Annotated in this window: 13 protein-coding genes; 3 read left to right on the top strand and 10 right to left on the bottom strand. The window is 48.0% G+C overall.

Translation table 11 applies throughout. From position 1 onward, the window contains the following. Positions 1-25: 25 nt before the first annotated feature. The 4 genes from DMN77_RS12305 to DMN77_RS12290 all read right to left on the bottom strand — a co-directional run bounded on the left by DMN77_RS12305 (position 26) and on the right by DMN77_RS12290 (position 5171). Entirely contained in the window at positions 26-1375 is a 1350-nt protein-coding gene (locus tag DMN77_RS12305) for a hemolysin family protein (RefSeq protein ID WP_179015171.1), read from the bottom strand. A gap of 81 nt (positions 1376-1456) precedes the next feature. Continuing rightward, on the bottom strand, positions 1457-2593 hold the full coding sequence (gene yfkAB / locus DMN77_RS12300; protein ID WP_179015170.1) for a radical SAM/CxCxxxxC motif protein YfkAB: 1137 nt from the start codon (positions 2591-2593) through the stop codon (positions 1457-1459). A gap of 16 nt (positions 2594-2609) precedes the next feature. Continuing rightward, positions 2610-3707, bottom strand: coding sequence for an HD-GYP domain-containing protein (locus DMN77_RS12295; protein ID WP_068780225.1), 1098 nt, complete (start codon positions 3705-3707; stop codon positions 2610-2612). A 30-nt stretch (positions 3708-3737) separates the two neighbouring features. Then, positions 3738-5171, bottom strand: coding sequence for a bifunctional metallophosphatase/5'-nucleotidase (locus DMN77_RS12290; RefSeq protein WP_179015168.1), 1434 nt, complete (start codon positions 5169-5171; stop codon positions 3738-3740). Between the two features lie 142 nt (positions 5172-5313). On the opposite strand from DMN77_RS12290, the gene moaD reads away from it, so the two are divergent. Both moaD and DMN77_RS12280 read left to right on the top strand, forming a co-directional pair. Then, positions 5314-5562 carry a molybdopterin converting factor subunit 1 gene (gene moaD, locus DMN77_RS12285; RefSeq protein ID WP_179015167.1) on the top strand — a complete coding sequence of 83 codons (249 nt, stop codon included), beginning with the start codon at positions 5314-5316 and terminating at the stop codon, positions 5560-5562. Positions 5563-5760: 198 nt separating this feature from the next. Further along, entirely contained in the window at positions 5761-6807 is a 1047-nt protein-coding gene (locus DMN77_RS12280) for an HD-GYP domain-containing protein (protein ID WP_179015165.1), read from the top strand. A gap of 191 nt (positions 6808-6998) precedes the next feature. Here DMN77_RS12280 and sufB read toward each other — a convergent pair whose 3' ends face one another. The 5 genes from sufB to sufC are packed head-to-tail and all read right to left on the bottom strand — an operon-like array spanning position 6999 to position 12177. After that, positions 6999-8396, bottom strand: coding sequence for a Fe-S cluster assembly protein SufB (gene sufB / locus DMN77_RS12275; protein WP_068780221.1), 1398 nt, complete (start codon positions 8394-8396; stop codon positions 6999-7001). Between the two features lie 46 nt (positions 8397-8442). After that, positions 8443-8865 carry a Fe-S cluster assembly sulfur transfer protein SufU gene (gene sufU, locus DMN77_RS12270; RefSeq protein ID WP_179015164.1) on the bottom strand — a complete coding sequence of 141 codons (423 nt, stop codon included), beginning with the start codon at positions 8863-8865 and terminating at the stop codon, positions 8443-8445. Continuing rightward, complete coding sequence (locus tag DMN77_RS12265) at positions 8865-10079, bottom strand: cysteine desulfurase (RefSeq protein WP_179015162.1); 1215 nt, start codon at positions 10077-10079, stop codon at positions 8865-8867. The genes sufU and DMN77_RS12265 overlap by 1 nt, the downstream gene beginning before the upstream one ends. Beyond that, positions 10076-11377 carry a Fe-S cluster assembly protein SufD gene (sufD, locus tag DMN77_RS12260; RefSeq protein ID WP_068780218.1) on the bottom strand — a complete coding sequence of 434 codons (1302 nt, stop codon included), beginning with the start codon at positions 11375-11377 and terminating at the stop codon, positions 10076-10078. Before sufD ends, DMN77_RS12265 begins: the two co-directional genes overlap by 4 nt. Positions 11378-11397: 20 nt before the next feature. Next, positions 11398-12177 (bottom strand): Fe-S cluster assembly ATPase SufC, encoded by a 780-nt coding sequence (sufC, locus tag DMN77_RS12255; protein ID WP_218652948.1) that lies wholly within the window; start codon positions 12175-12177, stop codon positions 11398-11400. 418 nt (positions 12178-12595) lie between these two features. Between sufC and DMN77_RS12250 the strand changes: the two genes are divergently transcribed. Then, the gene (locus DMN77_RS12250) at positions 12596-13150 is read left to right on the top strand and encodes a hypothetical protein (RefSeq protein ID WP_068780216.1); all 555 of its coding nucleotides are present in this window, start codon (positions 12596-12598) and stop codon (positions 13148-13150) included. Positions 13151-13245: 95 nt separating this feature from the next. On the opposite strand, the gene DMN77_RS12245 is transcribed toward DMN77_RS12250, so the two are convergent. Further along, a complete protein-coding gene (locus DMN77_RS12245; RefSeq protein WP_068780215.1) occupies positions 13246-13638 on the bottom strand; it encodes a DUF423 domain-containing protein in 393 nt (130 codons plus the stop codon). Between the last annotated feature and the right edge of the window lie 31 nt (positions 13639-13669).

Here is a 13669-nt window from a genome sequence, read left to right as displayed (position 1 = left end):
TCCACAATTTTCCTGTCCCGAAACCTTATGCTTCCTCGCACGGATCATCAGGTTGTTCAGGCTCTTGCAATTTAATAATCTTCACCCGGGTAATCCGCAGGCGGCTTGCTTCAGCAACCTCGAAAATAATGTTGTCCTCCTGCTTCTTCTTGCCCTTGGCCGGAATCCCTTCCAGCTCCTTGAATAGCCAGCCGCCGATGGAATCGACCTCATCGTCCACCAGTTCACTTCCGATCAGGTCATTCACCTCTTCGATCAACAGACGGCCGTCTACCGAGTATACACCGTCTTGCAGCTTTTCAATTTCCGGACGCTCATCCTCGAACTCATCATGAAGATCGCCGACGATCTCTTCCAGAATCTCTTCCACTGTCAGAATACCGGCTGTGCCACCGTATTCATCCACCACAATCGCAAGCTGGGAATGCCGCTTCTGCATCAGCCGCAGCACATGGCTAACTTCCATCGATTCCGGTACGTTTAGAATCGGACGCACCATATCCGCGAGCTCCTTCGGTCCATCCGGCTCCGGCAGCAGCAGATCGGTAATATGTACAAAGCCGATGATCTGGTCTTTATCCTCCACAGCTACCGGATAACGCGAATGCTTCGTATCAGTGATGATCTTCATATTCTCTTCCCAGGATAGATTGGTGAACAAGCAATCCATATCTGTCCGCGGCAGCATCTCCTCCCGCGCCAGCATATCTGAAAAGTCAAAAATATTGTCCATCAGCTTCATTTCATCTTTGTCGATCACGCCGCTCTTAGCGCTCTGATTCATCAAGATCCGGATCTCTTCCTCAGAATGCGCCGCTTCAGCCTCATTCGCCGGCTGAATGCCGATTAAACGCAGCATTCCGTTCGCCGATGCATTGAGCAGCCAAATGACGGGCAAGAACAGCTTATAGAAAAACAGCAATGGAGCTGACAGCCAGAGGGAAGTTGCCTCTGACTTCTGAATGGCCAGCGATTTGGGAGCCAATTCCCCAACTACAATGTGCAGGAACGTAATTATCGCGAACCCGACAGCCACAGAGATCGTGGAGATCAGTGCCGGGTCCGTAATTCCAAGCTTATACATAATAGGCATGACGATAAGGTCTGATACAGCCGGCTCGCCAACCCAGCCAAGACCAAGCGAGGCAAGCGTAATTCCCAACTGGGTAGCCGATAAGTAGGCATCCAATTTCTTATTGACTCGAAGCGCGTAGGACGCTCTTCGATTCCCTTCGCTGGCAAGCTGGGTCAGCCGTGATTGGCGCACCTTAACGAGCGAGAACTCCGCGGCAACGAAGAACCCGTTAAAGAACACCAGGATTAAGACTATAAGTAGATTAGAAATAATCTTGCCAACTTCAAAATCGGTGTGCAAGATGAACGCCTCTTTTCTGTGATTACGAATAATGTCGTATTGTTAAATATTATAGTACGAGTAGCGGAGTTTTCGCACCTCTTATAGCATAATAGCTTTACGCGATTTGAAGTCGATATCCCTATAATACATATCGGCAACCAGCAGATTTGGACCACAGCAATTAACAGCAGGGCAGTGGCAGTTCACCTTCTGATTGAGCGGATGCTCCATAAGCCACTTCTCAAAAATATCATCCAGACGCCCGTCGCGTAAATTGCCGAAGGCCGGAATCGCTGCGAAGTCGGTAACGAATACGTCGCCCGTGAACATGTTCACGTTCACCCGATTGCGTCCGTCCGGGTCATTGCGCACCGTCACATTCGGCTCCCCGCGCAAACGACTCAGCAGCTTGGCATCCTCCGTGCTTGGATTGCAGGCGAAGAAAGGAAGCGTACCGAACAGCATCCACAGACCAGGATCCCGAGCATCAAGCAAGGAATGGATGGCCCCGCGCATCTGATCCAACGACAGCATAGGCAGTCCCTCCGCAAAGTCAGCCGCGTACATCGGGTGGACCTCGTGGCGTTTACAGCCCATTTCCAGAATCAAGTGATGTATCTCCGGCAGTTTCTCATAAGTTCGGTAATTGATCATCGATTCTGCAGAGATGAACATTCCTTCCTCACTCAAGCGGCGGGTGTTCTCCACCATCTTGTCATACATTCTGTAAGCAACCTCAGATTTAACCGGATGTCCGCTGCGGGCGAAGCCCACCTCATGGAAGTCCTGCTCGCTTGTGTAATTGAACGAGATATGCATGACATCCAGGTAAGGCAGCAGCTTCTCATAACGCTCATAATCAAGCGTCAGATTGGAATTAATCTGAGAACGAATCCCCCGTGATCTTGCGTATTTCAATAGTGGAACAATCAGCTCGTCGACCGTCTGCTTCCGAAATGTAGGCTCCCCGCCTGTGATACTGATCGTCTGCAGGTTCTCGACCTCATCCAGCGCATTTAACATCATTTCGAGTGGAATATGCTCCGGCTCCTTCATCACAAGGCTATCGCCTACTGCACAATGCTCACAACGCATATTGCACAGATTGGTTACCGTCATCTCCACGCTGGTCAGCACATGCCGACCATGCTGCTTAAGCGACAGAATCGGGTCCCACGGATCATAACTCGGACTGACTTGCCGGATTGCTTCATGGTTCATACTCATTATTTTCATATTATACTCACCTTATTTATTTTATAGCTTCTTTTGCACCATCTACTCCGGTAATAACGACGGATAGACGATTTGACAGATCGATATCGTACGGGACCTTCAGATCAGCTCCGTTGGAATCGGTCAATACTCTGACTACCGGTCTGTGCGGAATCGCCTTGTGAATCTTGGCAACAACGCCTCGTTCGCCAGTGCTTAGATCGACGGTCATCCCCGCCGGATAGATAGCCATATGATCTCTGAACAGCTCCAGCTTCGACTTCTCATACCATTCTCCACAGCCTGCATAGAGCACCTCCAGTGCCTGATGCGGCAGCATCGCCGGACGGTATACCCGATGCGTTGTCATCGCATCAAACGCATCTGTGATTGCGATCCAGCGGGCAAATTCATGAATCTCATCGCCCTTCAAGCCCCGCGGATAACCTTCGCCGTTAATCCGTTCATGATGTTGATAAGCACAGTGCGCTGCCTTGAGAGGAATCCCTGGCTCATCCTTCAACAGCTTGAACCCGATCTCGGTATGCTGCTTAATCTGTGCGAATTCATCGTCCGTCAATTGTGAGGGCTTATTCAGTATATCCCGCGGCACCTTCGTCTTGCCGATATCATGCAGCATGGCTCCAAGTCCGAGCAGTGTCAGATCCTCTTTGCTATAGCCGTGGACCTGACCCAGCAGCAAAGTATAAATGCATACATTCAAAGAATGGCGGTACAGGTAATGATCCATACTATCGATATTCATCATCATGATCATCGCATCTTCCCGAGAACTGAGATCATCAACGATGGATTCGACCAGGCCGGAGAAAGTCTTGCCCAGATAGGGATAGACCATCCCTTTTATCGCCGGCTCCATCAGCTTCTTGAAGTTGACCCTTAATTCATTCAGAGCGCGGCGGCGCGTAGTTTCTTCGATCATCTCGCTGATCTGAATATCATCCGTACGATGATCAGCAATATAGATATAATCGAGGCCGTGGTGACGCAAGCGGCGAATGATAGCATCATTTATTTCTGCATTTTCCGATAAGAGAACAATCCCGTCCTCATTATAAATCTTTTTACCCAGCTTCATTCCTGGTTGTAGAGAATTTATAGCTATTAACCGCAACTAAACCACTTCCGTCTCGTTATAAATCATTTAAACTTGCTTCCATCTGGCGAAGAAGCAGCTGTCTACAGCTCCTGCCGTCTGTAATTCCAGCCTGAGCAGATCACGTATAAATAAAGGAAGCATAAATTTCTGCTCACTTCCATGCTGCAGTTGTTCATAGCCTACTCCAAATGTAAACATATCCAGAGTACCAACCTTATAAGTCGCACTAGGGTTCAGAGGAATCCCGGCGACACTCGCCTTAGTCACTCGCCGATAGGGCGCGGCATACGGATCATACTCAACTTCCATCCCGTCCAGGCAAATTCCGCCCAGCACCTTGCCGCGAAATCCATAGCCGAATATGGTCTTATCCATCATCTCGGGAAGCAATGATTGCTCTAGGGTATATAGAATGTCCTCACCTTTTAAGATCATGGTACAAGGATTAATCGGAGAGGGGCAGCGTTCATGCAGCATGCCTTCACTGATATCACCAGCGGGAAGGTCGCTCAACAACTGGCCGCTATTGACAATCGCCAGCTCGCTATTTGTAAACCTCCTGACTGCCTGGGCCAATAAATTGCCGAATGAAGACTCACTGTGGTATGAGATCAACAGCTTCCGATCCGTCGTTGTGACCGTCCGGTCCAGACGTGCCTTGGCTTTTTTGCGATAAATGTCAATGGAGCTCAGGACCCCTTCACTTTCGACCCCTGGCTCAACTTGAAGCACCTTGCCATCGTAAATCTCCGGTAGACCGCTCAGCGGATTCTTGCGGTATTTTATTAGCCCAACATAATTGCCGAATTTGCCCGCAGCTGTGATCGCTGTCTTCCCAATAATCAAGGGTTCCTCCAGCAAATGATGGGTATGACCGCCGATGATGAGGTCAATGTCCGGAATCGTCTCCGCCAGTTGTCGGTCGAGCAATATCCCCAAATGGGACATGACAATAATCAGATCCACTCGCGGACGCAGCTGTTCTACATCATATTGGATCGTCTCTAACGGGTCAAGAGCATCCCAGCTCAGCAAGCTGTAGAAGTTGGAAAATGCCGCCGTCGCACCAATCAACCCGATTGTGAACGGGCCCCGCTGCACAATATGATGCCTTCTCATCCATCCTGGAGGCTGACCGGTTCTTTGTTCAACAATATTGTTGCAAATTACGGGACAACGCAACCTTGCATACGTCTCTGTCAGAAGTTCCGGGGTAAAGGTCAACCCCTCGTTATTCCCGATGGTAATCGCATCGTATCCCGTCAAATTCAGAATATCGACATTCGCCTGCCCCATTGTACCTTCCGTCTCTGGTGCGGCTCGATCCATATGGTCGCCTATATCAAGGAGCAGCATTTCACTATTTGGCTCCGACCGCAGATCATCGATCATCGCGGCGATTCTGCCCATGGCGCCGAAATGGCTGTGCAAGTCATTCGTATATGCGATCGTTAATGTAACTTCGTCCTTATCCGGCACATGAAAGCCCCCTTGTTGTTTTTTATTCCATTGACCATTTAAAAATGAAGATAAATCTAATTATATACCTTGAAAACGCCCACTGTCTTCTTATATATGATATATTATAGGGATTTAAACACAAAATCCGAGGTGCTTAGACATGATAATATCTATTTCTCTCTTTGCCGGACTGGCCGAGCGACTCGGTACGTCCAGGATCTCTTTAAACTGCAGTGAATCCGGCCTTACTGCCGAGCGTCTGAAAAAGCTGCTAAGTGATGCTTATTCCGATGCTGCTCCGCTCATATCCGCGGCAATGATTGCCGTCAATCAGGAATACGCAACAGCGGATTGCCCGATCCGGGAGACGGATGAGATCGCTTTGATTCCGCCTGTATCTGGAGGTTGATGCTTAAGCATCAACCTTTTATCCTTCCTGTGAGCTATTTTTACAGAAGAGATAACGACTATAGTTCTCCTCACGCCCTCCTGCCCCGGTCATAATCTGCATCTAATAAATAGCAATAAAGAACTATGATACCGTTGTCAACCCATATATTTCCTGATATGATTAGAAAAAAAGCACAATATTGAGGTGTCATCTTTCTTGAAGGTACATATTATGGATCTTAATCCCGGAGACAAGCTTCAAACCGACGTATTCAATCATTTTGGCGTACTGGTTCTACAGAAAGAAAAGGAGCTGTCCAGCGAGGCCATCGTTAAGTTGATGCAGCATGGGATCGATTATATCGATATCATCCCTCATACCATGGATGTCGTCGTTCCGACCGCCTCAGTTACTCCGCAGTTCATCCAGAAAATTCAGCCTGTGTTTAACGAAGCGATTGACGGATTTGAAGCAATATTCCTGGAAGCGCTGGCCACCGGCAATTTCGATCATTCCCAAGTAGACCAACTGCTTGAGCCTATGGTTGAACAGCTTGATGACCAGAAAGATGTCGTATCTCTGCTTCTGCTGCTGGGCAATAATGATAATTATACATATAATCATTCTTTGCAGGTTGGAATGCTATCCTATTATATCGCTTCCTGGTTGGGATATTCAAAGGAAGACGCCTATAAAGTGGGCAAAGCCGGTTACTTGATCGATATCGGAAAGTGTAAAATACCTGAGGAAATCTTATTCAAACCCGGGAAGCTGACGCCTGAGGAATTTGAGGAGATCAAGCGACACACGCAATACGGGTATGAGATTATTCTGAATTCCACCGGGGACGAGCTATCGGCCCTCGTCGCTTTGCAGCATCATGAGCGTGAAGATGGAAGCGGTTACCCCCACAGGTTGACCGATAAGGAGATCCACCCATACGCCAAGATCACTGCCGTAGCAGACGTCTACACGGCAATGACCTCTAACCGTATCTATCAATCCAAGCAGGAGCTGTTCAGCGTTCTCAAAGAATTGAATGATATGAGCTTCGGCAAATTAAGCCCGGAGCCCACCCAGGTGTTGATTAACCATCTGCTGCCGAACTTTATTGGTAAGAGGGTACTGCTCAGTTCCGGTGAAGTCGGGGCAATTATCATGACGAACCCAGCGGATTTCTTCCGCCCGCTAATCCGTACGGAGTCGCGCTTTATCGATTTGTCCAAGGAGCGCGAGCTTACGATCACTGAAATTTATATGTAATAACTTAAATACAATTTTAAGTTAGAAGCCCATAGACCTTATCGGTTAGTGGGCTTCTTTAATGTTATTGGTTAAATCTGGAAAATAGTGATTTATTAGTCCAAAAATACGGTTATCACCCTTAAAACAAAAAAGTAGCCCCAGGTCACTGAGCGTGACTCGGGACTGCCTTTTTTGCGATGAAGCAGCTCTTAACCGATAGAGCCTTCCATCTCGAACTTAATCAATCTGTTCATCTCAACTGCATACTCCATCGGCAGTTCTTTCGTGAACGGCTCAATGAAGCCCATGATGATCATTTGCGTTGCTTCCTCTTCCGTCAGACCACGGCTCATTAGATAGAAGAGCTGCTCCTCCGACACCTTCGATACAGTCGCTTCATGCTCCAGAACAATGTTATCGTTCATGATCTCATTATATGGAATAGTATCCGAAGTCGACTCATTATCAAGAATAAGCGTATCGCACTTGATGTTGGACTTCGCGCCATCGGCTTGACGTCCGAATGAAGCAAGACCGCGATATGTTACCTTACCGCCATGCTTGCTGATCGACTTCGATATGATTGTCGAAGTCGTATCCGGTGCAAGGTGAATCATCTTCGCACCCGCATCCTGAAGCTGGCCTTTACCGGCAACAGCGATCGACAATACGCTGCCTTTGGCACCACGGCCCTTCAGAATAACGGCTGGATATTTCATCGTCAGCTTAGAGCCGATGTTGCCATCTACCCACTCCATTGTCGCATTTTCTTCGGCAACGGCACGCTTCGTAACAAGGTTGTAAATGTTCGGTGCCCAGTTCTGAATTGTGGTGTAACGAACACGGGCGTTCTTCTTACAGATAATCTCCACGACCGCACTGTGCAGCGAGTTCGTGCTGTAGATCGGAGCCGTACATCCCTCTACATAGTGAACGAAGCTGTCTTCGTCAGCGATGATCAAGGTACGTTCGAACTGACCCATATTTTCCGAGTTAATACGGAAGTAAGCCTGCAGTGGAACCTCACACTTCACGCCCTTCGGCACATAGATGAAGCTGCCGCCAGACCATACCGCACTGTTCAGAGCGGCAAACTTGTTGTCTGCCGGAGGAATAATCGTACCGAAATGCTCGCGGAAGATCTCTGGGTGCTCTCTAAGCGCAGAGTCGGTATCCATAAAGATGACGCCTTGGTCCTCCAGATCCTTCTGCATGCTGTGATATACTACCTCGGATTCATATTGAGCCGATACCCCGGCCAGGAACTTCTGCTCCGCTTCCGGAATGCCGAGCTTATCAAAGGTCTCCTTGATCTCATCAGGAACTTCATCCCATGTCTTGCCTTGCTTCTCAGATGGTTTGACATAGTATTGAATATCGTTAAAGTCAAGATCGTCCAGATTTCCGCCCCAGCGCGGCAGCGGCATCTTCTCGAACTGCTCCAGTGATTTCAGACGGAAGTTAAGCATCCATTCCGGTTCATTCTTCATACGGGAAATTTCCGTGACAATCTCTCGAGTCAAACCTTTACCCGATTGAAAAATCGACTTGTGCTCATCACGAAAGCCATATTTATACTCTTCCATTTCAGGCGCTTTCTTAGCCATGGCTGCATTACCTCCTTAAAGTTTCATTATTTGCTTACGTTTAAATTTATTCTTCTTCGTGAATCCCTTTTTTGAGTGCGTTCCAGGCCAGCGTCGCGCACTTGATCCGAGCAGGGAATTTGTTCACCCCGGATAGAGCCTCAAGCTCTTCATATTCGTCAAAATCAACAGGTTCTCCCTGCATCAAGGTAGAGAATCGGCTAGCCAAATCCATCGCTTCCGCATAGGTCCTGCCCTTCACGGCTTCTGTCATCATCGATGCTGAGGACATGCTAATCGAGCAGCCCTCTCCGGTAAAGCGGGCGTCCTTCACAACGCCATCCTCCAGCTTCAGCTGGAGAGAAATACGATCCCCGCAAGTTGGGTTGTTCAGATCAACAGTCAGGGAATCGTCATCAAATTTCCCACGGTTGCGCGGGTTTTTATAATGATCCATAATTACGCGGCGGTATAAATCGTCAAGTTGCATTATCCAAAATACTCCTTTGTCTGGACTAAAGCTTCAGCCAGACGGTCAATGTCCTGCTCCGTGTTGTACAGATAGAGGCTGGCTCTAGCTGTCGCACTGGCCTTAAGCCAGCGCATCAACGGCTGGCAGCAGTGATGACCGGCACGTATAGCTACTCCGGACGCATCCAGAACAGTAGCCACATCATGCGGATGAATATCCTGCAGATTGAAGGTCAACAATCCTACCTCGCGTTCGCGCGGTCCGTAAAGGGTCAGTCCTTCAATTTCAGAAAGCTTGGCAGTAGCGTACTTCGCCAGCTTCGTCTCATGCTGGTGAATCGCATCCATACCGATCTCCTGCAGAAAATCAATCGCAGCGCCCAGTCCAATCGCTCCGGCGATAATCGGTGTCCCGCCTTCAAATTTCCACGGAAGCTCCTTCCATGTCGATTCGTAGAGACCAACATCATCGATCATCTCGCCGCCGAATTCGATCGGCTCCATAGACTCCAGCAAATGCTTCTTACCATATAGTACCCCAATTCCGGTTGGTGCGCACATTTTATGGCCAGAAAAAGCGTAAAAATCACAATCCAGCTCTTGCACATTCACCTTCATATGAGGCGTGCTCTGTGCACCGTCAACCACCATTACGGCTCCATGACGGTGGGCAATCTCAGCCAGCTCTTTGACCGGATTAACTACACCAAGCACATTGGAGACATGGGCGACCGAGACGATCTTCGTCCGATCGGTAATCGTCTTCTCCGCATCCTCCAGAGCGATATTGCCGTCAGGCTGAAGCGGGATATATTTTAAAGTGGCACCCGTCCGTATGGCCAGCTGCTGCCAAGGAATCAGGTTGCTATGATGCTCCATTGGGGTAATGACAATTTCATCCCCCTCTTGGAGCACGGCAGGTCCGTAAGCAGAGGCCACCATATTCAGCGAAGTCGTCGTCCCCCGGGTGAAAATAATCTCCTGGGTCCGCGCAGCGCCGATAAAGCGCGCCACCTTCTCTCTCGCCCCTTCATAAGCATCCGTTGCCCGGCTGCCAAGTGTATGAACCCCGCGATGCACGTTGGAATTTTCCCACTCATAGTAATGCTTCAAGGCATCGAGCACAGCGCGCGGCTTCTGGGAAGTAGCCGCACTGTCAAGGTATACGAGCGGATGTCCATTGATCTCCTGATGCAGAATAGGAAATTGTTCCCGGATCAGCTCTGCATTCATTGACCTAACTTCCTTTCAACCAATCCTTGCAATTGCTGCTGCAATTGTTCCATAGGAATCTCCGTAACGACCGGAGCAAGGAAACCGTAAATAACCAAGCGTTCAGCCTGCTCGCGGGAAATACCACGGGACATAAGATAGTAGATTTGCTCTTGATTGACTTGGCCAACCGAAGCCGCGTGACCGGCTTTCACATCGTCCTCATCGATCAACAGAATTGGGTTAGCATCCCCGCGCGCCTTCGGACTAAGCATAAGAACCTTCTCTGTCTGCTCGCCGTTTGCTTTGGTTGCCCCCTTCTCGATTTTCGTAATCCCGTTAATGATCGCTGTAGATTGTTCACGCATAACAGCCCGGGTAATCATTTGACTCTCAGAGCTCTTGCCGAAATGGACTGCCTTCGTCGTATAATTCAGCTTCTGCGAACCCGAACCAACCGCGATTACCTTCATATCGGAGAGAGAGCCGTTGCCTTTTAGAATCGACAGCGTCTCACTCATCGCATCGCCGAAGTTCATCTCGCCAATGATCCATTCGATCGAACCGTCATTGTCGACGATGGAACGACGATAGCTCAAGTCAGTGGTACTTGTACCCAGATTATGAACCGTTGCGAACTGTACCTTCGCTCCTGCTTGAACGAACACTTCCGCCACTCCGCTATGAACAACCGTCTTGTCAAATTGTCCGGAGAAGTAGTTGTCTACATAAGCAACACGGCTATTCGCCTCAGCTACGATCAAAATATGCGGCGCGAAAGTCGTCTTATCATCCTCTTGGACGAAAATGCTTTGCAATGGAACTTCGATTTCCACATTACGCGGCACATATAAGAACACACCGCCATTCCACAATGCGGAATGCAGAGCCGTCAAGCGGTTTTCATCACTCTTAACAGCCTGATGCAAATATTTCTGTACGAGATCGCCATGCTCGCGAACGGCAGTCTCCAGGTCTGTAAAAATAACGCCCTTGGCGGCAAGCTCAGGGGACAACTGTGCAAATTGCGTTCTGCTGTTCACCTGAACGATCAGATTACTATGCTCTTTCAGATCAACGAGAGAAGCTACACTTTCAGGCAGCTGTTGTGCCGATGCTGCATAACCTTCACGTTGTTGGCCGAAATTGCTAATATCCCAGCGTTCGATTTTTGTCTTTTCCAATTTAGGCAGTTCAAGCTCTTGAGCAAGCTTCACTCCATTTACACGACTTTCCGTCAACCAGGCCGGTTCCCCATTATTAACGGATGTTTGTCTTACTGCATCAAGTTCCACCGGAAGAACGATTTGTGTCGTCATTTCAGTTCCCTCCTTCCGTCTTAGGCTTCTTGACCGACAGATTCATCCGTAATTCCAAGTTCTTCTTTAACCCAATCGTATCCGTCGCGTTCCAGACGTTCTGCCAGCTCAGGGCCGCCGGATTTCACGATTCTACCTTGCATCATTACGTGAACGACATCCGGTTTAATATAGTTAAGCAGACGTTGATAGTGTGTAATGATCAGGAATCCGCGATCTTCATCACGCATGCTGTTCACACCGTTAGCAACGATGCGCAATGCGTCGATATCCAGACCAGAGTCGATCTCGTCCAAAATGACAAGCTTCGGCTCAATCATCATCATTTGCAAAATTTCGTTCCGTTTTTTCTCCCCGCCGGAGAATCCTTCATTTAAATAACGGTGAGCGAATTCAGGATCCATCTCCAGCTCCTTCATTTTGCCCTCCATTTGACGAATGAATTTGATCAGTGAGATTTCATTGCCTTCTTCACGGCGTGCGTTGATTGCGCTGCGCATGAAGTCAGAGTTCGTTACTCCAGCGATTTCGCTTGGATATTGCATCGCTAGGAACAGGCCTGCGCGAGCACGCTCGTCCACGGCCATTTCCAATACGTCTTCACCATTCAGGCTTACTGCGCCATCGGTTACTTCATATTTAGGATGCCCCATCAATGCGGAAGCGAGCGTACTTTTACCTGTACCGTTCGGACCCATGATAGCATGGATTTCTCCACCCTTTATTTCAAGGTCGATTCCCTTGAGAATTTCCTTCCCTTCAATGGTCGCTTTCAGACCTTCAACAACGAAATGTGTCATTATTTATCATACCCTCCATCTTCTCGTTCTCTTTTTTGTAAAGCCATTATAACATAAAATAATTCTAATAATTATTTAATTAGAATTATTATTGGTGATTCTCACTGATTCTCATTTCATTCTACCCTACTTTGCAAGCCGAATCAACGCGAGCCGCAAAGATTCTCTGCAATGATCAGGACAAATGAGTAAATCGAAGGTTATAATACTGAAAATCAGCCCTATGATCTAGGTCTACAGAATTATTTTTATGAATAATCGTAAGAATTTCATGTGTTTATAGGTGAATTCCTATATGTTTATAAGATTTTAGGACTATGCTTCCCATTGAAGCAGTGCTATGATAGTCAAGTGTATTAGAGTTACACTATAAAACCATTATTTTACCACATATCATGACAAAGCTTCTGGGGGAATTATGAACAAGACAAGTACAACCGATCAAGAAGGACTAGGTTTTCTATTTAATGTAGAAATTCTGGTCAAAGAAGAGACAAATGCAAAAGCACTGCAAAAACTGCTGCAGCTATTGAACAGCAATAATGATATTATCGATTACCGGATCAACTCTGGAATTGAACTTGGTTCCATCATCAGCTCCATGCTGGCCAATAAGAAGCAGTCGCTTATTACCAAATCCTATAAAAGAATCAATGAAGGTGCTTCGAACCCGATTCCCTCGGTAACCAAAACTGCAAAAACACCCGCTGCTCCTAAGGAACAACCGGAAGACCTGCAGGAGAACAACTTTGAAAGCATGGCCAAGAGCCAGGATTTCGAAAATTGGGTTCAAAAATACATCGCCGATAATTCTCTCGTTCGTCTATTAGTCAACCGTAACGGGAAGCGCGTCAGCATCCCTTGCCGGATCTTGAACTTCCTGACGGATACCTATACATTGACGGTCTACCACGTAGACGAGAAACAAGTCTACTCCTTCCATCTCAGCGAAATTATCGATCTTAACGAGTAATAACTCCTCCTAGAGACAGTTCGATAGGGTTACTTTTGAATAAGGCATGCTAAAAAAGCGGACGATCTATTCCATCATAGACTCGCCCGCTTTCATTACTTACTGCTGTTCTGCTGCGTCTTATCCCATGCGGCCAGAATGAACATCAGCCAGCCGGCGATAAAGGATACACCACCCAGTGGTGTAATCGGGCCGAACCATTTCCAGCCCGTAAGGGCAAGCAGGTATAAGCTTCCGGAGAACAGAATGGTACCGATCAGGAACAAGATGCTCGCCCAGCGCCATTTGTTCGCATTGCCGCCAAAGGCAGCCGCTATGGATGCAAGGATCATTCCGATTCCGTGAATCATCTGATAATGAACTCCCGTCTCAAAGGTACCCAGCGATTCCTCTCCGATGATCGATTTAAGCACATGAGCGCCAAACGCTCCCAGTGCCACAGATAACAGCATAATTATAGCGCCGATCCCGGCATATTTGCGTTGCATGCTAACGCCTCCTATATAGCTCAATCTTCCT

The organism is Paenibacillus sp. 79R4, from assembly GCF_013393165.1.
GTDB lineage: Bacteria > Bacillota > Bacilli > Paenibacillales > Paenibacillaceae > Fontibacillus.
The sequence above is the reverse complement of the archived record's forward strand: the minus strand, read 5'-3'. Positions and strand labels throughout refer to the sequence as shown.